At 33.7% G+C, this 25,745-nt stretch carries 14 protein-coding genes; 10 read left to right on the top strand and 4 right to left on the bottom strand.

Annotated features, from left to right (window positions below):
* The first annotated feature begins 100 nt into the window (after positions 1-100).
* Positions 101-2,731, top strand: coding sequence for an alanine--tRNA ligase (gene alaS, locus GKZ88_RS12650; protein ID WP_155102730.1), 2,631 nt, complete (start codon positions 101-103; stop codon positions 2,729-2,731).
* A gap of 49 nt (positions 2,732-2,780) precedes the next feature.
* Entirely contained in the window at positions 2,781-3,359 is a 579-nt protein-coding gene (locus GKZ88_RS12655; RefSeq protein WP_155102731.1) for a hypothetical protein, read from the top strand.
* A gap of 319 nt (positions 3,360-3,678) precedes the next feature.
* Here the strand turns inward: GKZ88_RS12655 and GKZ88_RS12660 are convergent, their stop codons facing one another.
* Positions 3,679-5,424, bottom strand: a complete 1,746-nt coding sequence (locus GKZ88_RS12660) for an ABC transporter ATP-binding protein (RefSeq protein WP_155102732.1) — start codon at positions 5,422-5,424, stop codon at positions 3,679-3,681.
* Between the two features lie 377 nt (positions 5,425-5,801).
* Here GKZ88_RS12660 and GKZ88_RS12665 point away from each other — a divergent pair, with 377 nt between their 5' ends.
* Together GKZ88_RS12665 and GKZ88_RS12670 are read left to right on the top strand one after the other, a co-directional pair.
* Positions 5,802-6,536, top strand: coding sequence for a hypothetical protein (locus GKZ88_RS12665; RefSeq protein WP_155102733.1), 735 nt, complete (start codon positions 5,802-5,804; stop codon positions 6,534-6,536).
* Positions 6,537-6,956: 420 nt separating this feature from the next.
* Positions 6,957-7,703: a membrane lipoprotein lipid attachment site-containing protein gene (locus GKZ88_RS12670; RefSeq protein WP_155102734.1), complete on the top strand. Its 747-nt coding sequence runs from the start codon at positions 6,957-6,959 to the stop codon at positions 7,701-7,703.
* Positions 7,704-7,758: 55 nt separating this feature from the next.
* Here GKZ88_RS12670 and GKZ88_RS12675 read toward each other — a convergent pair whose 3' ends face one another.
* Positions 7,759-8,916 (bottom strand): matrixin family metalloprotease, encoded by a 1,158-nt coding sequence (locus GKZ88_RS12675; RefSeq protein ID WP_196216477.1) that lies wholly within the window; start codon positions 8,914-8,916, stop codon positions 7,759-7,761.
* 377 nt (positions 8,917-9,293) lie between these two features.
* Here GKZ88_RS12675 and GKZ88_RS12680 point away from each other — a divergent pair, with 377 nt between their 5' ends.
* From GKZ88_RS12680 to GKZ88_RS12700, 5 genes are all read left to right on the top strand, one after another.
* The gene (locus GKZ88_RS12680; RefSeq protein WP_155102736.1) at positions 9,294-10,064 is read left to right on the top strand and encodes a hypothetical protein; all 771 of its coding nucleotides are present in this window, start codon (positions 9,294-9,296) and stop codon (positions 10,062-10,064) included.
* A gap of 108 nt (positions 10,065-10,172) precedes the next feature.
* Positions 10,173-11,123 carry a GSCFA domain-containing protein gene (locus GKZ88_RS12685; RefSeq protein WP_155102737.1) on the top strand — a complete coding sequence of 317 codons (951 nt, stop codon included), beginning with the start codon at positions 10,173-10,175 and terminating at the stop codon, positions 11,121-11,123.
* A gap of 174 nt (positions 11,124-11,297) precedes the next feature.
* Positions 11,298-16,397, top strand: coding sequence for a translocation/assembly module TamB (locus GKZ88_RS12690; RefSeq protein WP_155102738.1), 5,100 nt, complete (start codon positions 11,298-11,300; stop codon positions 16,395-16,397).
* Positions 16,398-16,401: 4 nt separating this feature from the next.
* On the top strand, positions 16,402-18,696 hold the full coding sequence (locus GKZ88_RS12695) for a BamA/TamA family outer membrane protein (protein ID WP_155102739.1): 2,295 nt from the start codon (positions 16,402-16,404) through the stop codon (positions 18,694-18,696).
* A gap of 205 nt (positions 18,697-18,901) precedes the next feature.
* Complete coding sequence (locus tag GKZ88_RS12700) at positions 18,902-19,537, top strand: DUF4230 domain-containing protein (RefSeq protein ID WP_155102740.1); 636 nt, start codon at positions 18,902-18,904, stop codon at positions 19,535-19,537.
* Between the two features lie 132 nt (positions 19,538-19,669).
* Here the strand turns inward: GKZ88_RS12700 and GKZ88_RS12705 are convergent, their stop codons facing one another.
* A complete protein-coding gene (locus tag GKZ88_RS12705; RefSeq protein ID WP_155102741.1) occupies positions 19,670-21,427 on the bottom strand; it encodes an aromatic amino acid hydroxylase in 1,758 nt (585 codons plus the stop codon).
* Positions 21,428-21,563: 136 nt separating this feature from the next.
* Entirely contained in the window at positions 21,564-21,974 is a 411-nt protein-coding gene (locus tag GKZ88_RS12710) for a group III truncated hemoglobin (RefSeq protein WP_155102742.1), read from the bottom strand.
* 383 nt (positions 21,975-22,357) lie between these two features.
* On the opposite strand from GKZ88_RS12710, the gene GKZ88_RS22500 reads away from it, so the two are divergent.
* Positions 22,358-25,738: an Ig-like domain-containing protein gene (locus GKZ88_RS22500; RefSeq protein WP_155102743.1), complete on the top strand. Its 3,381-nt coding sequence runs from the start codon at positions 22,358-22,360 to the stop codon at positions 25,736-25,738.
* The last annotated feature ends 7 nt before the right edge of the window (positions 25,739-25,745 follow it).

Raw genomic sequence — 25,745 nt, forward strand, 5'->3', positions numbered from 1 at the left:
ATTTCATTTTAAAAACTTAACGCATCATCAAATGAATTAATTATCTAATTATCTAGTTATCAAATTGACACATTAAATTGACACATTTTCTAATTTTAATATGAAATCACAAGACGTACGTAAACAATTTTTAGATTTTTTTGAGAGTAAAGGACATACAATTGTTCCTTCAGCTCCTATTGTGCTTAAAGACGACCCAACCTTAATGTTCAATAACTCGGGAATGGCCCAGTTTAAAGAATTTTTCTTAGGGAACGGAACTCCAAAAAGTCCTAGAATAGCCGATACGCAAAAATGTCTTCGTGTTTCAGGAAAACATAACGATCTTGAAGAAGTAGGTATCGATACGTATCACCACACGATGTTTGAGATGCTTGGAAACTGGTCTTTTGGAGATTATTTCAAAAAAGAAGCCATCAACTGGGCTTGGGAATTATTGACAGAAGTTTATAAAATTCCGAAAGAAAATCTATATGTTTCTGTTTTTGAAGGAAGCAAAGAAGATAATGTTCCTTTTGATCAGGAAGCTTGGGATATCTGGAAAACATTAATCGACGAAGACCGAATTATTCTTGGAAATAAAAAAGATAATTTTTGGGAGATGGGAGATCAGGGGCCATGCGGACCTTGTTCTGAAATTCACGTTGATTTACGTACTCCGGAAGAAAAAGCTGAAGTTTCTGGAAAAAGTTTGGTAAACAACGATCACCCGCAAGTAGTTGAAATCTGGAATAATGTATTCATGGAATTCAATCGTAAAGCGGACGGTTCTCTTGAAAAACTTCCTGCACAACACGTTGATACCGGAATGGGATTTGAGCGTTTGTGTATGGCTTTACAAGGAAAAACATCAAATTATGATACCGATGTTTTCATGCCTTTGATTCGAGAAATTGAAACCATTACTGGAGCAAATTATACTGTAAAAGCTTCAAACGAAGCAGAAGATAAAGTAAATATCGCCATTCGTGTTGTGGCAGATCACGTTCGTGCTGTAGCTTTTGCTATTGCAGACGGGCAATTGCCATCTAACACTGGAGCAGGTTATGTAATTCGTAGAATTTTGCGTCGTGCAATTCGTTACGGATTTACTTTCTTAGGAACAAAAGAACCTTTTATTTATAAATTGGTGGAGACTTTAAGCGAGCAGATGGGAGATTCTTTCCCTGAAATCAGAACGCAGAAAGCACTTTGTTCGAATGTTATCCGTGAAGAAGAAAACTCTTTCTTGCGTACGCTTGATCAAGGATTAATTCTTTTAGATGCTGTAATTTTAAATAATTCAGGAGACACAATCGACGGTAAAAAAGCATTTGAATTGTATGATACTTACGGATTTCCAATCGATTTAACGGCTTTGATTCTTTCTGAAAAAGGATTGAAATTAGACGAAGCTGGATTCCAGGAACAATTACAGTTACAAAAAGAAAGATCTCGTGCTGCATCAAAAGTAACGGCTGGAGACTGGAACGTAATTGTAGAAGATGATATTCAGGAATTTGTTGGATATGACAGATTATCACAACAGGTGAAAATCACAAAATACCGTAGAGTTGACAGCGTAAAAGATGGAGAAATCTATCAATTGGTTTTCAATGCAACGCCATTTTACGGAGAAAGTGGAGGTCAGACAGGTGACAAAGGATATTTAGAATCTCAAAACGGAGATATCACTTATATCATTGATACTAAGAAAGAAAACAACCAAACGATACATTTAACACAATCGTTGCCAGAAAATATTACAGCAACTTTTAATGCAGTTGTTGATGCAAATCAAAGAGCTAAAACTTCTTCAAACCACTCGGCTACGCACTTATTGCACCAAGGTTTGCGTAAGATTTTAGGAACGCATATTGAACAAAAAGGTTCGATGGTTCGTAATGCTTCATTGCGTTTTGACTTTTCTCACTTCTCTAAAGTTTCTGATGAAGAATTATTAGAGGTTGAAAACTTTGTAAATGCAAGAATCCGTGAGAGTTTGCCATTGATCGAAAAAAGAGCAATTCCGAAAGAACAGGCTCTTGAAGATGGAGCAATTGCTTTGTTTGGAGAGAAATACGGTGATTTAGTTCGTACCATTAAATTTGGTGATTCTGTTGAGTTATGCGGAGGAACACACGTTGCAAACACATCTGATATCTGGCATTTCAAAATTGTTTCAGAAGGCGCTGTTGCAGCTGGAATCAGAAGAATTGAAGCGATTACAAGTGAAGCTGCAAAAGAATATTTTGAGTCTCAGGCTGTTTCTTTAAGCGAAATTAAAGAAGCACTTAAAAATGCTCAGGATCCTGTAAAATCGATTTTGGCTTTACAAGATGAAAATGCACAGCTGAAAAAGCAATTGGAAGTTTTATTGAAAGATAAAGCGAAAAACATGAAAGCTGATTTGGCTAAAGAATTACAAGAAATCAACGGAGTTCAATTCTTAGCAAAACAAGTAGATTTAAATCCGGAAGGAGCAAAAGATTTAGCTTACGAATTAGGGAATTCATCTAAAAATCTGTTTGTAGTTTTTGCTACTGTAAACGATGGAAAACCAATGTTGACTTGTTACATTTCTAAAGAAATTGTAGCAGAGAAAAACCTAAACGCAGGACAAGTGGTTCGCGAATTAGGAAAATATATCCAAGGTGGAGGAGGAGGTCAGCCTTTCTTCGCAACTGCAGGAGGAAAAAATGTTGATGGAATTGCTGAGGCTTTGGCTAAGGCAGTTGATTTTGTGAAATAAAGATCAGTCGAAAGGTTTTCAGGTATATTAGACAACAAATTTAAATATTATGTATAGAAAACTGAAACTTATAATTATTGTTTCAATTGTTTTTACATCATTTAGTTATTCCCAAAGGTATAAGATTTATGAAGGATCATTTGAAAATTTAAATGATATTAAGTTGTTTAAAGTAGAGTTTAATTATGAAAATATTCAGGTGCACGGTTTTGACTCTGAAGAAGATTTTTTAAAAGAAAAAATGGAGAAGAGAAAATCTGATCCAGAAAAAGCTGCAAATTTCAGACGAGATTGGTTTCTAAATAGAGAGAAATATTATAATCCGGCATTTGTAAATTATTTTAATAATTATTTTAAAAAAGGAGAGCGTAAAATTGTTGCTGATTCTGATTCTCAGTATTTAATGAAAGTAAACTTAACTTGGATTTACCCGGGCTATGCAATAGAACCAGCTAAATTATCTGCAACAATTGATTTTATTGACACAAGTAATTCGAAAAAACTACTTGTAATTCATTTTGAGAAAGTGATTGGAATAGAGAAAAAAGCAATAGAAATTAACGAATATGAAAGAGTTATTGGTGCATTTGAAAAATTAGCCAAAAATTTAGTTATTCAATTAAAGTAATAGCCTAAGAAGACTTTTAGTAGACGAGAAAAACAAATAATAGTTAGCAAACCCGACAAGTTGTAAAAAACCTGTCGGGTTTTGTATTTAATAAAAATCTGATCATTAAGTTATAAGATATCAGTTTAATATTTTTTAATTCAATAGCGTCCAGCTTTAGCTGGATGAAAAAGGGAAGAATTAGAAAAGGGCTTTAGCCAAACTTGGTAGTTTGGCTAAAGCCCTTCGATTTTAATTTATCATCCATCCAGCTAAAGCTGGACGCTATTCAAAAAACTTAGTCCCTTAGTATCTTAGAACCTTAGAATCTTAAAAAAAATTACTTACGCTCGCCAATTTGCTGGCGCCACATTGCGTAATACAATCCTTTCTCCACAATCAAATCTTCGTGTTTACCTTGCTCAATGATTTTACCTTGTTCCAGAACAAATATTCTGTCAGCATGCATAACAGTCGATAAACGGTGAGCGATTAAAACCGTAATTCTGTTTTTATCTGAAATATTTCGGATTGTAGCATTAATTTCTTCTTCGGTAATAGAATCCAAAGCAGAAGTTGCTTCATCAAAAATCAATAAATTCGGATTTCTTAAAATAGCTCTGGCAATAGATAAACGTTGTTTTTCACCGCCAGAAACTTTAATTCCGCCTTCGCCGATTGTAGTATTTAGACCATCTTCGGCACGTTTTAAAAGTTTGTCACAGCTTGCACGTTTTAAAGCATCGTATAAATCTTCATCGGTTGCATTTGGTTTTACAAACAAAAGGTTTTCACGAATTGTTCCGGAGAATAATTGTGCATCCTGTGTTACAAAACCTAATTGTTTTCTTAAACCTAATAAATCGATTTCTGTAGAATCAATGTCGTTATAAAAAACCTGACCTTCCGCAGGAGTATATAATCCAACTAATAATTTTACCAAAGTGGTTTTTCCGGAACCCGAGGGGCCAACAAATGCGACAGTCTGCCCTTGTTTAATTTCAAAATTAATATTCTCAACCGCTTTGAATTTTGCTGTTTTATGTTTGAAACTTACGTTTGAAAACAATAGCGACTGAATTGCGCCAACATGTTTTGGATTTTTTGGACGAAATTCTTTTGGAGCATTTAATAATGTTCTGAAATTTTCCATAGAAACTTTAGTTTCATTAACGGCAATAATAAAATTTCCAAGCTCCTGCAGTGGACCAAAAATGAAGAAAGTAAAAAAGACCATTGTCAATAAGTCACCAACAATAATTTTTCCTCCAAATAGGAAATAATACAAAGTGAAAACGACACAAGTTCTTAAAAAGTGAACGGTTGTTCCCTGTATAAAACTCAAACTTCTGATATAACGGACTTTTTCTAATTCAAGATGTAAAATTTTGAAAGTATTTAAGTTCAGACGTTTTTCTTCCTGATACGTTAAACCAAGACTTTTTACCAATTCAATATTTCGCAAACTTTCTGTTGTTGAACCTGCCAAAGCATTTGTCTGATTCACAATTTTTTTCGAAACGACTTTGATCTTTTTGCCTAGATAAGAACTTACTAAAGCAATAATTGGGGCTGTTACCAAAAAGATAAGTGAGATACGAAAATCAATTCGGGCAACGTATACAATTACAAATATGAACCCAATAATAGTCTGAAAAATTAAAGAAATTGAAAGCGTAATCAATTTCTCTGAATCAGAACGTACTTTGGTTAATTTGCTTAAAGTTTCACCGCTTCGCTGATCTTCAAATTCGGCATAAGGCAAGTCTAGTGATTTTTTAATTCCGTCGGTATACATTTGAGCGCCAGTTCGCTGAATCACTATATTAGTGAAATAATCCTGAAAGTTTTTGGTAATTCTGGAAATCATGGCAGCACCAAGCGATAGACCAAGCCAGAAGGATAAAGATTTAATAAAACCAGCGGCGTTTCCTTCATATTTATGCAAGCCAACACCGCAATCCTGCATTAATTTACCGGTAATAATAGAATCTGATAAACTGAAACAAATGTTTATTGAAGCCATAATCAAAGCAAAAAACAAAAGCATTTTGTGTCTGATTATATAAGAATATAATAATTTCATATGATTTTTTAGAAAAGTGGAAGATGCAAAAGTAAGCAATTGTTTGGGTTTGTAAAGTTGATTTATGTTATTTAAAATGTAATTTTTTTATGCTTGAAATTATTTGTGCTTTTTTGAAGACTTATAGGTTTGAAATTTTCAAGAAACTTTTTTTTAAACTTTTGAATGATAATTAAAAGTAAGAAAATGATTATTTTTTTTAGCACTGTATTTTGCTTTGGCTAAATTTTTACGCATTTAATTTTTTAAATATGTTGCTTGTTTTTAGAGTGTTAAAAAGGGATCAATTGTATTCTGCGTTTTGATTATGGAAACCCGTAAGGCTTTAATTTTTGATTGTGCTAGGTTTGCGTATTAACAAATTTATCCAAATCAAAATGAAAAAAATTCTATGTCTTTTCGGAGCTTTGACTCTATTATTAAATTCGTGTTCTAGCGATGATTCCCCTTCTTCTGATCTTGTTTTACTAAAGAAAACTGTTGTTACAAATTCTGATGGAGAAAAACTTACAATTAATTACAAATATGACGGCAATAAAATAGTAAGCGCCATAGATGATTCAGGAGATACAAATCTATATTACACTTACACAGGAGATTTAATTACTAAAATAGAGTTTAAATATCCTGATGGGAAAATCGATCAGATCAATACCTTTTCTTATAATGCAGAAGGAAAATTAACAACTTTTGTGAGAGTAGAACCAAATATTGATTGGGGACATAAAGAAGTTTATACATACAATACCGATGGTACAATTTCGGTTAAGTCCTATAGTGGAGATAGTAAAACTCAAACAGGTGGTAGTGTTACATCAACAATTAAATTCGTTGATGGTGAAGTAAGTGAGATCATAGCAATTACTGCAAATCAACCAGATCATAAATATACATACGACAATAAAAACAATCCGACCAAAAATATTTTAGGAATGGATAAAATTGCATTTGTTGATGGTGAAGGAAATGGAGTAAAATTTAACATTTTAACAGATACAGCAGATGGTGATTTGTGGACAAAAAGCACTTTTACCTATAATGACCAAGGATATCCAACAAAAGAAGTTGATAAAGGATCTGACAGTTTAGGTACGTCGGAGTACTTCTATTAATAACCAGATTGTTTCAATTATAAAAGCCAGATTTTATCTGGCTTTTTTTAGTTCTAAAAATAATTGAAATCTTTGGAAGACGCTTAGCAATGCAATAAGGAACCCAAACCCCAATTTCAAAAAGTAACACCGCAATCAATTATAATGAAAAAGTATTTGCTTCTGTTTTTTTTAGAAAAATTTTTGAGAAAAAACTTGTTTATTTTTTATCACACATAATTATGGTAAGACTTTTTTTAAAAAAGGCCGAAATATTTAAGTGCTGTCTACTAGTGAGTTATGTTTTTGTTTCTTGTTTTTTCCTTTAAGTTTATACCAACATAAGTTTTTTTACTATTAAAATAAGTCAAATTTTTAACATCGTTTAGGTCATTTTTTATTTAAGTTTAAGTCACCACTAACAAATTGACCTAGACGAAAATGAAAAAGATAGTATACCTTTTCGGTATTTTAGCTTTGTTGGCTTCCTGTTCAAACGAAGAGTCATACCCTAATTCAACGGAACCTATTTTACTTAAAAAACAAGTTATAACCAATTCAGAAGGAAAGCTTGTAATAAACTATCAGTACGAAGCAAATAAAATTGTAAGCGTGATTGATGATTCTGGAGAACTAAATCTTTTTTATACTTATACTGGGGATCAAATTGCTCAAATAGATTTTAAGACACTAAACGGAACAGTCCAGCAAGTGAATACTTTTATTTATAATGATGATGGAAAATTGGCGTCATTTTTAAAAATACAATCTGAAATTGTTAACGGATCAGTTATAAAAACAGGATACAGAGAAGTTTATACTTATACTGCAAATGATGAAATTTCGGTACAATCTTACCGTGGAGATGCTGTTTCTCAAGTTTTGGATGCTGGAACTTTTGTGATAAAATTTACTGACGGAAATGTGAGCGAAATTGTTGGTGTAAACGCATCAAATCATAAATATGTTTTTGATAATAAAAAGAATTTTTCTAAAAACATTTTAGGAATGGATAAAATTGCATTTGCGGACGGTGAAAGCAATGGAGTTTATAACAATGAAATTTCGGATATTATAGCTGGCGCTAAAGCATCTTCACATTCTTATGTTTATAATAGTGAAGGTTATCCAATAAGCAGTACCGATAATGAAAATGGAGAAAGCTATTCTTCAGAGTATTTCTACTAAGAATAAGGATCAGAGTTCCAAACGTAATAAAAATGGAGTTTTTGCACTTGCTAAATTAGACTTCCCCAAATTTTGATGACCATTTTTGGGTTTCATTATGAAATAAAACTAAATTTCCATCGTCTTGTAATTCTAATCTGCAGTTGCCTAAAAAAGTAAAATTACTGCTTCTCCAGATCGTATATGATGAAGTTGCTAAGTTGCTGATTTTGCTTTTAATGATTAAATTCCCTTGTTCTAATGAACAACTGGTTAATCGCTGTGATGTGGTACCAGCTGTCCAAATAACGCTTTGACTTTTGGTGTCGATAATGCTTAATACCCCTTTTTTGAAGTCAAGCATATATAATCCGTTTGAAGATTTGACTCTTCGGGTAAAAGGAATCAAATCAATGCGTTCTCCAAAATTTACTGCGGATTTTAAAGGATATGGATACCAAATAGCTATTGATCTCATGTCTGTTTCTGATAATTCTTTGGCTTCTGCTACGCCAATTCCGTTTGTAGTAAGTGCGGGATCGACATAATAATGCATTATCGATAAAGGATCATAGACACTATAGTTGGTTTCGTTTGACTCATATTTAAAAAGGACATAATTGTCTACTTCTTCTTTAGACCATCCCATAAGATTGCTGTAATAGGAATAGACCTTTGGCAGATCCCAAGATATTGTAGAGGCAGGACTGGATTGTTCATGTACAAGTCCCAGTGCATGACCAAATTCATGTAATACTTCTCTTTTTGTGGTTGACGCATTGCCGAGCGATGTCCATCCAAAATTCATTGATGGTTCATTCTGATAATTTGCAGAAGAACTGGTAGAATTTCTTCCTAGTACAGACCAGCTGCTGCCGTCGTTTTTCCATCTGAAACTTATTCTGATATCTGCATATTCATCACTAGAAACATATTCAAATTTTAGATTTGCATATAACAGCCATTCTTGTGCACATTCTTTTACTCTTTCCTGAAGAGAAATATCGCCGTTTAGAAATTTAATTTTTATGGTTTGGCCTGTTTCCCATCTGGGCCAATTTATAATTGCAGCACTAGGTTTTGAAGCAAAATCATTACGTGAACCAATTAAATCAAAAGTACACATATGTATAGCTTTAAAAGGATCAGGTTCTGTTTTGTTTTTATCTTTTATTTGGGAATACGAGGATAAGGTTATGATCAGGCAGGCAATTAAAAATCTTATTTTTTTCATATAAATCATTCTGAATCAAGATTCGGCGGGCAAATTAGTAAATAAATAATTTTATTTTTTGAACCAAATTCAATTATGTCTTATAATGATATAAATAAAACTTTTAGTGGAGTATTATGATAACTGTGTTTGAGTTTTCATACTAACGGAAATGTATTTAAAATCTATTTATTGCCAAATACTTTCTATAATTGATTTTTTATTGCTGAAAATTCCTGAAATTGGTGTTCAAATAAAATCTCATGCAATTCAGATTTTTAATTCAGATTTAAAAAGCATCAATTAGGTTTTTTAGTATTAAAATTAGGTTTTTTTATTTGATTACTATTTTTTATTTGCCTTTATTTGTAAGAAATAGCAATCAAAATAATAAATAAATGAAGAAATTTTTACCTTTTTTTTCGGCTTTAGTTCTTATCCTGAACTCTTGTTCATCTGATGATTCAAAGGAATCTTCAGTATTTGTCAAAAAAATTATTGAAGTAGACAAGAATGGAACTTCATACACTACAGATTTCACTTATGATGGAACTAAAAAGAACAGAGAAACTGTAACAAATAATGAAACAAAGGAAGTTTATTACATGGATTATTCTTACTATAGTGATGGTTTGATATCTTCAGTTCTTAAATCAAACACCAAAGGGTATCCTTTAATTTTGACTGAACTTACTTATAATGGAGATTTTTTAAAAACAGTTTTAGTTACAGAGTTTGCAGGCACTAAAAAGATTATAAAAAAGACTTATTATGCAGCAGTTTTAACCAATTCCTACACTTATAAAACAGTAGATGTTGATGAAAATAACAATGCTGAAAGTAATGCTATAATAGGCAAATTGAGTATTGAGGACGGAAAAATAGTGAAAGACGAAGCGACTGGATTCAAAACTTCAACAACTCTTTACGAATATGATTCAAATAATAATCCTTTTAAAAATGTAAAGGGAGTAAATTCATTGTTGGGTAACTTTGATTTAGGTTATTCTACTTATAATGTGATAAAGCAAACTGCAACCTCTTCTGTGTCAAATTCACCTGTAATTTACAGTACTACATATACTTATAATGGTAAAAATTTTCCAACTGAGGCAAAGCAATTTGATAAAGATGGAAATGTAGAAAGCTCTACGCAATACTTTTATTAAAAGATTTATTAAAAACGAAATCATTTTAACCTAAATACATCTCAATTAAGCGATGTATTTGGGTTTTTTCTTTGAAAAAAATAACCGAAATTTACACAAAACAATCTCATGCAATTCAGAACCCAAATTCCAATTTCAAAAAGTAATAATCCAATTGATTATAATTCGAAAGTGCTTTCAATTGGTTCTTGTTTTGCAGAAAATATTGCCGAGAAATTCGATTATTTTAAGTTCCAGAATGAAACCAATCCATTCGGGATAATCTTTAATCCGGTTTCGATTGAGAAATTATTTCGAAGAGTTTGTGAATTAGATTTCTATCAGGAAAAAGATGTTTTTTTTCATAACGAACGCTGGCATTCTTATGAAGTGCATTCTGATTTAAGTAATTCCGATCGACAAGAATTGCTTGAAACTTTAAACAAAGCAATTACTGAAACCAATAAACAATTAAAAGAAGCTTCGCATATCATCATTACCTATGGAACTTCATGGATTTACAGAAATCTTGAAAGCGAAGAAATTGTGGCCAATTGTCATAAAGTTCCTCAAAAACAATTCTCAAAAGAGTTATTGACTGTTGATGTAATTCAGAAAAGCATTCAAAACACAATTGATTTAATTCAGACATTAAATCCAGATATAAACTTCATTTTCACCGTTTCACCAGTTCGTCATATAAAAGACGGATTTGTAGAAAATCAATTAAGTAAATCCCACTTATTTACAGCGCTTCATCAGACTTTTGACTTTCGACTTTCGACTTTCGACTACTTTCCATCGTACGAAATCATGATGGATGAACTTCGGGATTATCGTTTTTATACTGAAGATATGCTGCATCCCAATCAAATTGCGATTGATTATATCTGGAAACTTTTCAGTGAAAATTATATTGCACAGGAAAGTATTTCGGTAATGCAGGAAGTCGATGAAATCCAAAAAAGTCTGCGTCACAGAAACTTCAATCCAGAATCTGAACAGCATCAAAAATTCCTAGCAAAACTTCAGCAAAAAATAAATTTTTTAGGTGAAAAATTGCCACATATTAAATTCTGATTTCCCGAATCTTTTGTTTGTATAAAGTAAGAAATTAACTATTTCACAGTGAAATTTTAGAATAATTGCAGATAATTGTGTAAATTGTTAAGATTTAAAATCCACAATTTTGTAGACTGTATAATTACAGCCTTATAAAACTGCAACTTTAATCTAATTGTGTTTTGCTGACGTATGAATAAGAAATCAATTCATTTTCTAAAAAAAACACTTCGTGTACTGCTTTGGTGCATGACTTCAATAGTTGCACTTTTATTGCTCTTAATTATTTTAATTCAAGTTCCATCCGTTCAGAATTTTGTTAAGGACAAAGCGGTTTCTTACCTCCATAAAAAAATTAAAACCAAAGTTTCTTTAGATCATATTTCCATTAAATTTCCAAAAGATGTAGTGCTGGAAGGTTTTTATTTTGAAGATCAAAAAAAAGACACTTTACTAGCAGGAAAGCGTTTGGAACTCGATGTTGATCTTTTTAAACTGGTCAGCAGTGAACTCGAAATCAATTCGGTTTCACTTGAAAATGTGAAAGCAAATATTTCCCGAAATAAAGACGGCGTTTTCAATTTCGATTATATCATAAAAGCATTCGAATCAAAAGAACCAAAAGTCGAAGATCCGAACAGCAAACCTTTTAAAATATCAGTCGTAAAAGTCAATTTAGATAATGTCAAATTCAATTTTAAAGATGATTTCTCTAAAAATGATATTCGCGTAAAGCTGACTCATTTTGATACTAAATTCAAGGAATTTGATTTGGATAAAATGAATTTCGATATTCCGAACATTGATCTTAACGGATTAAAATTAATTTTAAATCAAGATGTTGTAGAGAAAATTGCTGAGGTTTCGGTAAAAACTGTCGATACAATCTCCAAGCGACCAGATTTCAAATTAAAACTCGGAAAAATCAGTTTATCAAAAATTGATATTACTTACGATAATAAAGATTCAAAATTAGATTCGGGAATAAAACTCGGAAATCTAAATTTGTCTTTCAATGAAATTGATTTGAATAAACAGCTTTTGGATTTCGATACTTTCGAACTAAAAAATCTTAGCGGAAATTTAAGATTAGGAGCAAAAGACAAACAAATTGATGCGCCAGATTTAGATACAACAGCAATAAAACAAGCGGGTTGGAAAGCAAAATTAAATAAAGTTGATATTAAAAATGTCGCGTTCAAATTTGATGATATGCAATCAAAACCCGTTGCAAAAGGTTTAGATTACAGTCATTTGGATTTGGATAAATTCAACTTTCAAGCTGAAAAATTGTATTATGCCAATGATACTATTTCGGGAAATATAAAATCTCTGGCAGTTGTAGAAAAAAGCGGTTTGAATATTCAAGCCTTAAAAACTGACTTTTTCTACGGACCAAAAAATGCGTATCTGAATAAATTATATCTAAAAACACCGCAAACGCTTCTTCAGGATAAAATTAAAGTCGAATATAAATCGCTCAAAGCGCTTCAAAAAGATCTTGGAAACCTTTCGATTGAAGCAAATGTAAAGAATTCAAAAATTGGTTTCAAAGACATTTTGCTTTTTGCACCCGATTTACAAAAAACAAATCCGTTTAAAAGTAGTCCAAATGCTGTTTTGGCGATCAACACACGTTTGAGCGGAAAAGTAAAAGATTTGGATATTCCGTTATTCGAAATGAGCGGAATCGGAACAACAAAAGTTTCCCTTTCGGGGAAGATAAAAGGATTGCCTGATGCTCAAAAAGCCTATTACGATTTGAATATCAAAAAACTTTCGAGCACTTCAAAAGACATTTACTCGTTTGTACCTAAAGGAACAATTCCGAAGAATATTCAGATTCCGCAACAATTAAGTTTACAGGGAAAATTCAAAGGTTCTGTGCAGAATTTCAAAACAAATCTGGCTTTGAACAGCAGTTTCGGGAATGCAAAAGTCGATGCGTTATTTGATCAGCGTGTCAAAAAAAGAGAAAAATACGACGCTACAGTTTATTTATTGGATTTCGATTTAGGAAGATTAATCAAAAATGATTCGATCGGAAAAATTACGCTTAAAGCGAAAGTCAAAGGAACTGGTTTAGACCCAAAAACGGCAAATGCAGTAGTGGACGGATTGGTTCAAAAAGCAGTTTTCAATAAATATACGTACAGAGATTTGGCATTGAAAGGAAATATTGAAAATGGATCTTTTGCTGTAAAATCAGGAATGAAAGATCCAAATTTGAATTTTGATTTGGTCGCCAGCGGTAATACAAAAGAGAAATATCCGGCCATAAAATTAAAATTAAATTTAGATATAGCCGATTTAGAAAAACTGCATCTTCACGCAGGCCCAATGAAACTTCGCGGAAATGTTGATGCCGATATTGCCAACAGCAATCCTGATTTCCTGAACGGAAAAGTTTTTCTCTCAAACATTCAGATTTTGCAGGACAAGGAACCAATTGTTTTGGATTCGGTTCGTGTCATTGCTTTTTCAGATAATACCCGAAATAATATCAAAATTTCGTCGCAGTTTTTAAAAGCAGAAGTTGATGGAAAATATAAATTGACGACATTGACTTCGGCAATAAAAAAATCATTGTCAAAATATATTGATTTAAAAAATCCGAAAGCAAATGGAGAATCTGGTGAACAAAGATTGGCTTTTACTTTAACGGTTGATAACGATCCAATTTTGTTTCAATTAATTCCGAAACTTACGGGTTTAGAGCCAATTAAAATTACCGGGAAATACAATAATATAACCGATTCTTTAGAAATAAAAGGAACAATCCCAAGAATTGTTTATGCGGATAATACCATTTCTGAGGGAAAAATAAATATTGAAGCCAAAGACAATGCTTTAGAATATGCTGTTTCTTTTGCTACAATTGAAAGCGGTTCATTGAAAATTCCGTTTACGAGTCTATCGGGCAAAGTGGAGAATAACATTCTGGATTATGCGCTCGAAATAAAAGATGCAAAAGACAAACAGCAGTATTTTGTTGGCGGTCAATTTAAAGCCGAAGATTCTAAAAACATCTTCAAAATTGATGCTGAAAACTTCGTCTTAAATTATGATAAATGGAAAATCGATCCGGAAAATGCCATTGAATTTGGAAAAAATCAGCTTTATATCAATAAATTTTTCCTTGAAAATGATGGAGATGAATTGAAAATTCAATCACAAGGAACTCAAAATAACGCACCAATTCAGGTTGATTTTGTGAATTTCAAAATTGAAACCATCATGAACATTGTCAAAAAAGACAAACTGCTCATGCAAGGTTTGATTAATGGAAATGCGGTTGTCGAAAACGTAATGACAAAACCCACTTTTACATCAGATTTAAAAATTGACGATTTTACTTTTAAAGGCGATAAAGTTGGCGATTTAGAAGTAAAAGTTGACAATAAAACGGCCAATATTCTTAGCGCAAATGTACAGCTGAGCGATGAAGGAAACGATGTAAATCTGACAGGAGATTATGCAATTGAGGGCGGAACTTTTGATTTTAATTTGGTAATAAACAAACTGAATATAAAAAGTATTCAAGGCTTCAGCATGGATAATATTTCTGAAGGAACTGGTTATTTATCGGGGAATTTTAAAATTCAAGGTACGGCTGATGCACCTAAAATTAATGGAGAGCTTAATTTTAATGACTCGGCTTTTAGAGTTACACAGCTGAATTCCTATTTTAAAATAGATCAAGAAAAAATCGCTTTTAATGAGGGTATTATCACTTTTGACAAGTTTACGCTTCATGACGAAAATGACAACGAATTAACGGTTGACGGTACCATTCAGTCGCCTGATTTCAAGAAATATAATTTCGGTTTAACGATTGTTGCTGATGATTTTAGAGCGATTCATTCTAAAGCTCCCGACAATGATTTGTTCTACGGAGATTTGTTTTTGGACACAAAACTAAACGTAAAAGGAACGCTTGAAAATCCAGTTATTGGCGGAAATATTAAAGTAAATAAAGAAACGAAGTTTACGGTGGTTTTGCCACAATCGGATCCTTCGATTGCTGACAGAGAAGGAATTGTAGAGTTTGTTGATGAGGATAATCAATATTTGAGACAGACCGCCGCGATGGAGAAAAAGCTGAATCAGTCAGAATTAATCGGAATGGATGTGAGCGTTGATATTTCGATCGATAAAGAAGCGGAATTAACTTTAATTATCGACAAAGGAAACGGAGATTATTTGAATTTGAAAGGCGAAGCGCAGTTAACGGGCGGAATTGATCCTTCGGGAAAAACAACTTTAACGGGCAAATATGAATTTACAGATGGAGCATATGAAATGAATTTCAACATGATCCGAAGAAAATTCAATATTCAAAAAGGAAGTTCAATTATATGGAATGGAGAGCCGACAATGGCAAGTTTGAATATTACGGCGATTTATAAAGTAGAAACAGCGCCTATTGATTTGCTTGGAAATCAGTTAGGAGATAAAACTCAGGCTGAAAAAAACACTTACAAACAAAAAATACCTTTTGAGACACATTTAAAAATGAATGGCGAATTGTTAAAGCCAGAAATCACTTTTGACATTGTACTTCCAGAGGGGAATTATGGAGTTTCTTCTAATATTGTAGAGTTATCCCGTACAAAATTGGAGCAGTTGCGCCAAGAACCAGCTGAAATGAACAAACAGGTTTTTGCTCTTTTATTATTAAACAGATTTATTGGCGAAAATCCGTTTGCGAGTGAAAGTGGCGGTACAAGTGCTGAATCGTTGGCAAGGCAAAGTGTGAGCAAGATTTTGTCACAACAATTAAATGATTTTGCAGGAGAATTGATCAGCGGTGTTCAATTGGAGTTTGATTTGGAATCAACCGAAGATTACACAACAGGAACAATGGAAAACAGAACCGATTTGAATGTTGGCGTTTCTAAAAAACTTTTGGACGACCGATTAAAAGTTACTGTTGGAAGCAGTTTTGCAGTCGAAGGACAAGAGCGCGCCAACGAGCAAAGTACCAATATTGCGGGCGACGTTGCTTTAGATTATCAACTAACAAAAGATGGTCGTTATATGCTTCGTGCATATCGAAAAAACGAATATCAGGTTGCGGTTGAAGGTCAGGTAATCGAAACCGGAATTGCTTTTATTATTACCATGAGTTACAATAAATTCCGCGAACTTTTTCATCGCAGCGAAGCAGAAAAAGAAATGATTAGAGAGGAAAAACTGCGTAAAGAACGACAAAAACAAAAGGATAAAGAAGCGAAAGAAAAAGAGAAGAAGGAAGAAGATCAAATTAAAGGCACGGATATAAAAACATAATAAGATGAAAAACAGATATATAAAATATTTTATTACGCTGTCCATTTTTTTTGTTTTTGGATGCAGCAACACTAAATATTTACCCGAAGGCGATTTGCTTTATACCGGCGCTTCAGTAAAAGTGAAAGATTCGATTATTAAAAAGAAAGACCGAAAAGCTTTAGAAAACCAGCTTGAAGATTTGCTTCGCCCAAAACCAAACAAACAATTTTTGGGTCTTCGCCCGAAATTATGGTTTTATAATATTGCGGGCCAGCCAAAAAAAGACAAAGGGTTTCGATATTGGCTTCGAACAAAAGTGGGCGAGGAACCGGTACTTTTCAGTAAAGTTGATTTAGATTATAATGCATCGGTTTTGCGAAATTTTACAGAAAACAAAGGGTATTTTAAAACTCGCGTAAGTGCCGATTCGACTGTTCGAAATAAAAGAGTAACAGCGGAATATATTGTTGTGCCAAAAGAACGGTACATCATTAAAAGCGTGACTTTTCCTGATGATTCATTGGCAATGTCAAGAATTATTGGAAGGTCAAGCCGAAGAAGTTTGTTGAAAGTTGGAAATCCGTATGATTTGGATGTTATAAAGGCTGAAAGAGAAAGGATAGACGCTAGATTAAAAGAAAAAGGCTATTACTATTTTAATCCCGATTATATTTTGGCTAAAGTAGACAGCAGTAAAGGCGATCATGAAGTAAAAATCAGATTGGTCATAAAAGACGACGCTCCTCCGAAAGCGCTGACGGCTTATAAAATTGATAAAATCATTGTTTATCCAAATTTCTCCATTTCTAAAGACAGTGTAAAATATAAACCTGAAGACGTTGTTCAGTACAAAGATTTTACAATCATAGATACAGCAGATACTTTTAATCCAAGAGTTTTTGACCGAACGATATATTTTAAAAAAGGCGATTTATACAACAGAAAAGATCACAATTTGACTTTAAACCGATTTGTAAATTTGGGTACTTTCAGTTTTGTGAAAAATGAATTTAGAACTTCAGACAGTATAAAAAATGCACTGGATTCCTATTATTATTTGACGCTTTTGCCAAAGAAATTCATTCGTGTTGAGGTTTTGGGAAAAACAAATTCAGCGAGTTATACGGGTACAGAAATCAATGTAAACTGGAACAATCGAAATTTATTTCGCGGAGCCGAATTGCTGACTGTTTCTGTTTTTGGAGGTGCCGATTTTCAGCTTTCAGGAACGAATAATGGCAAAAATATCTACAAATTAGGAACAGAAACCAGTTTAACCTGGCCTAGATTTATTTCGCCTTTTCATATTGAAGGTTCGAGCGAATATGTTCCAAGAACAAAAGCCACACTTCGTTATGAATATCAAAACAGAACTCAATTGTATGCTTTGAATTCGTTTAAAACTTCTTTTGGTTATTTATGGAAAGAAAATGCGCGAAAAGAACATCAATTGAATGTAATGGATATTACTTATGTGAGCCCGAATCACGTGACGGCAGAATATTTAGAAGATGCCAAAGATGATGAAGCCTTAAAAAAGGTAATTGAAAAACAATTAATTTTTGGACCAACTTATACTTACACGTACACTAATACGATGCAAAAACGTAAAAAAAACACCTTTTACTTTAGCGGAGAATTAGATTTGGCTGGAAATGTAACTGGTTTAATTACGGGAGCAAATGCTAAAAAGAATGATACGATTAAAATTTTTGATGTTCCGTTTAGCCAATATGCCAAGATTAGAGGTGATTTCAGACATTATTTAAAATTAGGAAAAGAAAGCGAGTTAGCCAGCCGAATTATTGTTGGGGCTGGTATTCCTTATGGGAATTCGGGTGTTTTGCCAACATCAAAACAGTTTGTAGTGGGAGGAACAAATAGTATTCGTGCTTTTAGAGCAAGGTCAATAGGTCCTGGAAGCTATTTAAATACAGTGACTACTAATGATTATCTGCCAGATCAGTCGGGAGATTTGAAATTAGAATTCAGTACGGAATATAGGGCGAAACTTTTCAGTATTGTGCGAGGCGCAGCGTTTATTGATGCAGGAAATATTTGGCTTGTAAATGCCGATCCAAATAAACCGGGTGCAGAATTTTCTAAAGATTTTATGAAAGAAATCGCAGTAGGCGCGGGCGTAGGTTTACGATTTGACGTGTCTTTCTTTATATTAAGAACCGATTTGGCATTTCCGCTCAGAAAACCCTATTTGCCTGACGGCCAAAGATGGGTAATTAAAGACATCGATTTTGGAAGCGGACCTTGGAGAAAAGAAAACCTGATTCTAAATATTGCTATTGGATATCCGTTTTAAAGATTTTTGCTTGCCACGAATTACACGAATTGCACGAATTTTTTGGAACGCATAAATTTTAATTTTTCGAATTTTTAATTTGTGAAATTGATTCATTTATACAAAGCTGAGATTAGTGGAAATTCGTGTAATTCGTGGCGAAAAAAAAGAATCGTGGCGAAAAAAACTAAAAAAAGAAGTAAATTCGTCTAAACATTTTATTAGAATGCAAAACTTAATGAAAAGAATTATCGGTATTAGTGTCATTGTTTTAGTCATTATTTTGGCTTTTAAATATTGCCAATTCAAAAAAGACGACGATTCCGATATTCAATACAACACCAATTTAATTCAGCAACAGATTCTTAATGTTGGAAAATTGGTTGTCACCGAAGGACATTTTTCAGAAGTCATTACGTATAAAAATCAGCAGAAATATTTCATGGACATGATTTCTTTTGAGAAGAAAGCCCTTGTTGTTGTAAATGCAAATGTTACGGTTGCTTACGATTTGCACAAAATGAAATATGATATTGATGAAAAAAATAAAACGATTACGATTTTAAACATCCCAAAAGAAGAAATTACCATCAATCCCGATATTCAGTTTTATGATGTAGAACAAAGCAAACTGAATCCGTTTACGGGCGATGACTACAATAAAATCAATAAATCGGTAAAAGCGAATCTGGCTAAAAAAATCGAAACATCTTCATTAAAAACAAACGCCGAAAATCGATTAATAAGCGAATTGTCTAAGATCTTAATTATGACCAATTCAATGGGTTGGAAATTGCAATATAATGGAAAAACTATTGAATCTGAGACTGAGTTAAATCAGGATTTGAGTTCAAAGTTGTAAAAAAAGAATCTCGCAAAGACGCAGAGTCGCAAAGCAAACTTGTTAAGTAAAAACTTTGCGACTCTGCGTCTTTGCGAGATTAAAAAAAATCTGTAGAATCTGCTTAAATCTGTAAAATCTGTGTGCAATAATTTAAGCGGTCTCTTTGTCAAAAATCAAATCCAATCCGCCAGCAATTAAATGCGCAACTTCAGGACGTTTTTCTTTCAATTGATCCAAATGAACCAATACTTCCTGAAGCAGTTGTTTTTCATCAGAATCCTTTAAAAGTTCTGCGATTTCAATTGTTAACAGCCAATCGTTAGAATGATTGTTTTTAACTTTTTCAAAAACAGATTTTAATTCGGTTTTAGCATCTTTATTATTTCTGATGTTTCGAACTGTGGCGTATAAAACTTCCAATTCATCACGCTCATCAGTATGTTTCGCTTTAATTGTTTTAGTTGTCGGAACGATATTGATTAAATCAAAACTATTCACATCGGCTGGACCTGAAAAAGCAGAAACCACTTTTTTACCAATTGCCATATCATAATTTCCCCAATCAGGCTGAAACAAAATCGTTTCGCCATGCGTTACAGTACAGTTTCTAAAGCTAATCAAGATAATTTCGCCGTGTAAATTTCGTGAACCTGTAATAATTTCGCCTTCAACAATAATATTGCCTTCAAATTCCAGTTTCACTGTTTCATTTTCAACGATGCTGTAAGCCTGTAAATCCTTCGGACTCATATCTTCAATCGCTAAATTGAAGCCTTTCAGTTTTCCAATCGGGCTTCCAAATCCGTGAGGATGCGTTAAAGTTCCGTGTCCAACTAATTCTTTTTCGCGATAAGCCAAAGCTGTTTTTCCAGTGGTCTGAATGTAAACTGGTTTTCCTTCTTCTTCAATTACATTGGTAAAAACACCAGAAATCTGCAAACCAGTACTCAATTCAATAGTTCCCAAAGCATTCGACTGAATCAGTTTCTGAATTCCAGAAAGTCCTCCGGTACGTAAAGCCATTTTATTTGCAAATTCTTCTAAAATCAAACTCAAATAAGAGAAAGTTGGCGTTACATACAGCTGTGGCTGTAATTGCGTAATATCAAAATTTTGATTGGCCGCTGAAATATCATAAGGGATTTTCTTAACATTCTCGGTCATACACCAAGCGCTTTCTCCAATAGAAGAAAGTAATCCGGCACCGTATATTTTTGGATTTTCAACTGTTCCAATTAATCCGTATTCCACTGTCCACCAATGTAAATTACGAATTTGAGCCATTTCAGATAATTCGCCCATGTTGTTTTGCAAATCGGCAACGGCTTTTTCGGCTTCGTCAATTTTTTCTTGTGGCGTATCTTCGGCTTCTTTCAAAATCGAAAGCAGACGAATCGCTTCGTACATCTGATAATCTTTATGAGAAGAAATTGCTTTGCATCCAATTTCGCCAAAACGTCTTAAATATTCTGCATATTCAGGATTCGCAATAATAGGAGCATGGCCGGCACCTTCGTGAATAATGTCTGGAGCTGGTGTGTATTCAATATGTTCTAATTGTCGGATATCCGAAGCAATAACCAAAACATTATAAGCTTGAAATTCCATAAAAGCATTTGGCGGAATAAATCCATCAACGGCAACTGCGGCCCATCCAATTTCGGTCAGGATTCGGTTCATTCCGTACATACTCGGAATAGAATCAATTTCGATTCCGGTTTTTTTCAAGCCATCTAAATAGGAGTGATGTGCAACTTTAGAAAGGTAATCTACATTTTTACGCATTACATAACGCCAAACCGCTTGATTGATAGGAGTGTAATCGCTATAGTCTTGAGGTTTAATGAATTGCTTTAAATGTTTAGGCAATCGCTCTAATAATGGATTTGTTTCTATAGATGCATTCATTTCGAAAACGTTGTAGATTAGAATGTAAAATTACGAATTTAGACCGCTAATTTCTGCTATTCATCACAAAATTTTTACTCGAAAGTGTGTTTTATTGCGTTTTTGTAGGTTTTTAAGTTTTGCGTATTTTATTTTTTTACGGCTTCTTTATTGAATTTCTCAATTCATTCTCAGCATTTCTAAAATATTCAATTTTATGATTAAACATAAAAGCCATATTAGTGGCACGCATTTTAGCCTCTTCTGTTAATGGACCTGCAAATTGTTTATCAATAGTAGTGTTGAAAATTTCAATCCAGCGGTCAAAGTGCGTTTTATCAACCGGCAATTGTTTGTGAGGAGGAAAAGGAGTTCCTGAATAAGCACGAACGTCAAACAAAATAGTCTGCCAGAAACCATACATTTTCTGTAAATGCGGTTCCCAGCGATCTTGCAGTTTGTCATTAAAAATGGGTCCAATAAGGTCATCTTTTCTAACATTATCATAAAAACTGTTCACCATTTGTTTGATGTCTTCTATAGTCGAAATATCTTTAAGCGCTGCCATTTTTTCTGTCTAAATATGAATTGCAAAAATACGACTTAACTTCTTCTTATTTCTATGATATTTGTCATTTTCGGCTCTTTTATTTTGATAAGATCGCTATTAATTAATGATTTTTAAGAGGTTTAAAAGATTGATTTTGAGGTTATTGTTTGTAAGATTTTTTTAAAAGTAAGATTTTGCTTGTTTTAAAAATGTATTTATTTGATAATTAAATAGTTGTAAAAAATATTGATAAGTTTTTGTAAAGGTGAAATTTTGTGTTGATGTGTATTTGTAAAGTTAAATAAATATGAATTTAATTAAAATTAACATAATATTGATATGAATTAATAAAATTATGCTTAATAAATAAGAAAAATTTAATTAACAAAAAACCAAAAAAAATGCACAAAACCACTCAAAAACCTACAAATCGAGTAATTGCTTTAATAATGCCAGTCATTATAATGCTTTTACTTATTACTAAAACAAATGCTCAGTCGGTTACTCCATGGATGACTACTGGCGATCAAACGAAATTAATTCAACAGCAGACTGCTGTAAATTTCGGAACCAATTCAGGAACTAATCCTTCTACAGTAACTGTTAATGCAGGAACTACTTATCAAACAATGGACGGCTTTGGTTACACACTTACCGAAGGAAGCTGTGAAGTAATCAGCGGTATGGCGGCAACACAGCAAAATCAGCTTTTGAATGACTTATATAATCCAACAACAGGTTTAAACGCCAATGTTATTCGTATTAGTATAGGAGCATCAGATTTAAGCAGTTCTTCTTATAGTTATAACGAAACTTCGGGAGATACAAATATGAATAACTTTAGTTTAAACGGACCAGATTTAACCTATTTAATTCCGATTATTAAAAAGATTCAGCTTATTAATCCGAACATAAAAATACTTGCAACACCTTGGTCGCCTCCGCGCTGGATGAAAACGAATAATTCGTGGGTTGGAGGGAACTTGCAAACACAATATTATGCCGCTTATGCCAAATATTTTGTCAAATATTTTGATGCAATGGCCGCACAGGGAATTTCAATTTGGGGAATCACACCTCAAAATGAGCCGGAAAATCCAAATAATGAGCCAAGTATGCTGATGAATTCAACAGAGCAAAAGAATTTTATCAATCAGCAGCTTGGTCCACAAATGGCGGCGGCAGGTTATGGAAATATAAAAATTATTGCTTTTGACCATAATTGCGATAATACTGCATATCCGATAGATGTTTTAAATAATAGCAGTTATGTAGATGGCGCAGCATTTCACTTGTATTTAGGAAATATCTCTGCAATGTCAACTGTAAAAACGCAAACAAATAAAAACGTTTATTTTACAGAACAATACACAGGTTCTGGAGGAAATTTCAGCGGCGATTTTGGCTGGCACATGCAAAACGTTGTTATTGGCAGTACAACTAACTGGGCGAAAACAGTTCTAGAATGGAATGCTGCAAACAACTCTAGTTTAGGACCTCACACGCCAGGAGGCTGTAATAGCTGTTTGGGAGCTGTAACGGTAACAAGCAGTACAACTTATACTAAAAATGTAGCGTATTATATTATTGGTCAAATCTCAAAATTTGTAAAACCGGGCGCTTTAAGAATTGCGTCTTCAAGTACAAGCGGCAGTATTCTTTCGGTTGGATTTAAAAATCCTGACGGATCGATTGCGCTTTTGGTTTACAATTCGGGATCATCTTCTAATACCATAAAAGTTGTTTCTGGATCTTCTGCATTTGATTATGCGGTTCCTGCAGGATCGGCAGTAACATTTAATTGGTCGGCGGGAGCTCCTGTTGCAGTGACAGGTGTTAGTGTGAGTCCGACCACTGCAAGCGTTGGGGTAAACAGCACACAACAATTGACAGCAACAGTTGCTCCGAGTAATGCAACAAATCAAAATGTGACATGGAGTTCAAGCAATACGGCGGTTGCAACTGTAAACTCAAGCGGACTTGTAACGGGGGTTTCTGCAGGTACAGCAACAATAACGGTAACAACTCAGGACGGGAATAAAACCGCGACCTCAGCGATTACGGTAACAATTGTTGCGGTAACAGGAGTTACAGTTTCACCAGCTTCGGCTTCAATTTTTGCAGGGCAGACACAGCAATTAACGGCAACAGTTTCGCCAAGCAATGCTTCAAATACAAATGTAACATGGAGTTCGAGCAATACAGCAGTTGCAACCGTAAATTCCAGCGGATTAGTAACAGGTGTAGCACAGGGAACGGCAACAATTACTGCTACAACTGTTAGCGGAAGCAAAACCGCAACAAGCTCATTTACAATTCAAGGACAACAGCCTTACGGAGGAACTCCCGCTTCGATTCCGGGAATAATTCAAGCCGAGAATTATGATTTAGGCGGACAAAATGTAGCTTATAATGATAATGAAACAGCAAATCAAGGAGGTGCATATCGTACTTCTGAAGGTGTTGATGTCACCGGAATTTCAGGAACTTCTGGCTATACTGTTGGCTGGACTGCTAATGGCGAGTGGCTGGAATATACTGCAAATGTTACTGCGGGAACTTATACAATCGACGCAACAGTTTCGACTATAAATTCAGGAAAACAGCTTCGTATTTTATTAGATGGAACTGTTTTGACAACGGTTTCAGTTCCAAATACAGGTTCTTGGGATACTTTTCAAACAGTTTCTATTCCAAATATCACTTTTGCAGGAGGAAATAATAAAGTTTTACGCTTCGAAATTATTGGCGGCGACTTTAATATAGATAAAATTGAAGTAAAAAGTGTAGCAGTTGTTCCAGTAACTTCTGTTGCAGTTAGTCCAACATCAGCTTCAATTTTAGTTGGAAATACAACACAATTAACGGCAACAGTTTCGCCTACAAATGCGACTAACAAAAATGTAACTTGGAGTTCAAGTAATACTTCTGTTGCAACTGTAAATTCATCTGGATTAGTTTCTGGAGTTGCTGCAGGTTCGGCAACAATTACTGTTACAACTGCAGATGGTGCAAAAACAGCCACAAGTGCGATTACTGTTACGGCCTCTTCAACTGGTTTCCCAGGATATTATAATATTATTTCAAGAAATAGCAATAAAGGATTAGATGTTGCGGATAATTCGACTTCGAGCGGTGGACGTATTCAGCAGTATGATATTACAAGCGGAGGCGGAAGCAATCAGCGCTGGAAATTTGTTTCGGATGGAAGCGGGAATTATTACATTATTGTAAAATCGACAGGAATGTATTTAGCTGTTGAAAATAATGGAACTGGTGACGGATTAAAAGTACAGCAGCGAACATTAGCGGCTTCAAATGAATTTAAATGGACCGTTACTGATCTTGGTACTGGTTATTATAAAATTATCAATTTAAACAGCGGAAAATCACTTGATGTAGAAAATGTCTCTACTTCAAATGGGGCAAATATTCAGGTTTGGGCTTATACAGGCGGACTAAATCAGCAATGGCAATTTGTTCAGGTTGAATCTACAGCCAAGAAAGCTTTGGTGCAGACAATTCCGGCAGAAGAAGAGAATCAAAATGACATGGTAATTTTTGTTAGTTCATCAAATGATTATTTAAAAATTGATACCAATCACAAAGGAAATGCGACAGTGGAAATATTCTCAGTTGAAGGTATAAGCGTTCTGAAGAAAAACATGAATTTTGAAGGAAGTCAGGCTGAAATTGAAATTTCAAGATTGCCAAAAGGCATTTATGTGGTAAGAGTAAATGACAGTACGGGAACTTATACTAAAAAAGTGCTGAAACAATAAATTACAA

Origin of the sequence: Flavobacterium sp. LC2016-01 (genome assembly GCF_009711135.1) — a bacterium.
GTDB lineage: Bacteria > Bacteroidota > Bacteroidia > Flavobacteriales > Flavobacteriaceae > Flavobacterium.

Excerpts from the sequence above, each read along its gene's own strand:
- GKZ88_RS12655 (WP_155102731.1), top strand. The coding sequence starts at position 2,781 with ATGTATAGAAAACTGAAACTTATAATTATTGTTTCAATTGTTTTTACA.
- alaS (WP_155102730.1), top strand. The coding sequence starts at position 101 with ATGAAATCACAAGACGTACGTAAACAATTTTTAGATTTTTTTGAGAGT.
- GKZ88_RS12675 (WP_196216477.1), bottom strand. The coding sequence starts at position 8,916 with ATGAAAAAAATAAGATTTTTAATTGCCTGCCTGATCATAACCTTATCC.
- GKZ88_RS12695 (WP_155102739.1), top strand. The coding sequence starts at position 16,402 with ATGAAAAACAGATATATAAAATATTTTATTACGCTGTCCATTTTTTTT.
- GKZ88_RS12700 (WP_155102740.1), top strand. The coding sequence starts at position 18,902 with ATGCAAAACTTAATGAAAAGAATTATCGGTATTAGTGTCATTGTTTTA.
- GKZ88_RS12680 (WP_155102736.1), top strand. The coding sequence starts at position 9,294 with ATGAAGAAATTTTTACCTTTTTTTTCGGCTTTAGTTCTTATCCTGAAC.
- GKZ88_RS12665 (WP_155102733.1), top strand. The coding sequence starts at position 5,802 with ATGAAAAAAATTCTATGTCTTTTCGGAGCTTTGACTCTATTATTAAAT.
- GKZ88_RS12690 (WP_155102738.1), top strand. The coding sequence starts at position 11,298 with ATGAATAAGAAATCAATTCATTTTCTAAAAAAAACACTTCGTGTACTG.
- GKZ88_RS12670 (WP_155102734.1), top strand. The coding sequence starts at position 6,957 with ATGAAAAAGATAGTATACCTTTTCGGTATTTTAGCTTTGTTGGCTTCC.
- GKZ88_RS12660 (WP_155102732.1), bottom strand. The coding sequence starts at position 5,424 with ATGAAATTATTATATTCTTATATAATCAGACACAAAATGCTTTTGTTT.
- GKZ88_RS12705 (WP_155102741.1), bottom strand. The coding sequence starts at position 21,427 with ATGAATGCATCTATAGAAACAAATCCATTATTAGAGCGATTGCCTAAA.
- GKZ88_RS12685 (WP_155102737.1), top strand. The coding sequence starts at position 10,173 with ATGCAATTCAGAACCCAAATTCCAATTTCAAAAAGTAATAATCCAATT.
- GKZ88_RS22500 (WP_155102743.1), top strand. The coding sequence starts at position 22,358 with ATGCACAAAACCACTCAAAAACCTACAAATCGAGTAATTGCTTTAATA.
- GKZ88_RS12710 (WP_155102742.1), bottom strand. The coding sequence starts at position 21,974 with ATGGCAGCGCTTAAAGATATTTCGACTATAGAAGACATCAAACAAATG.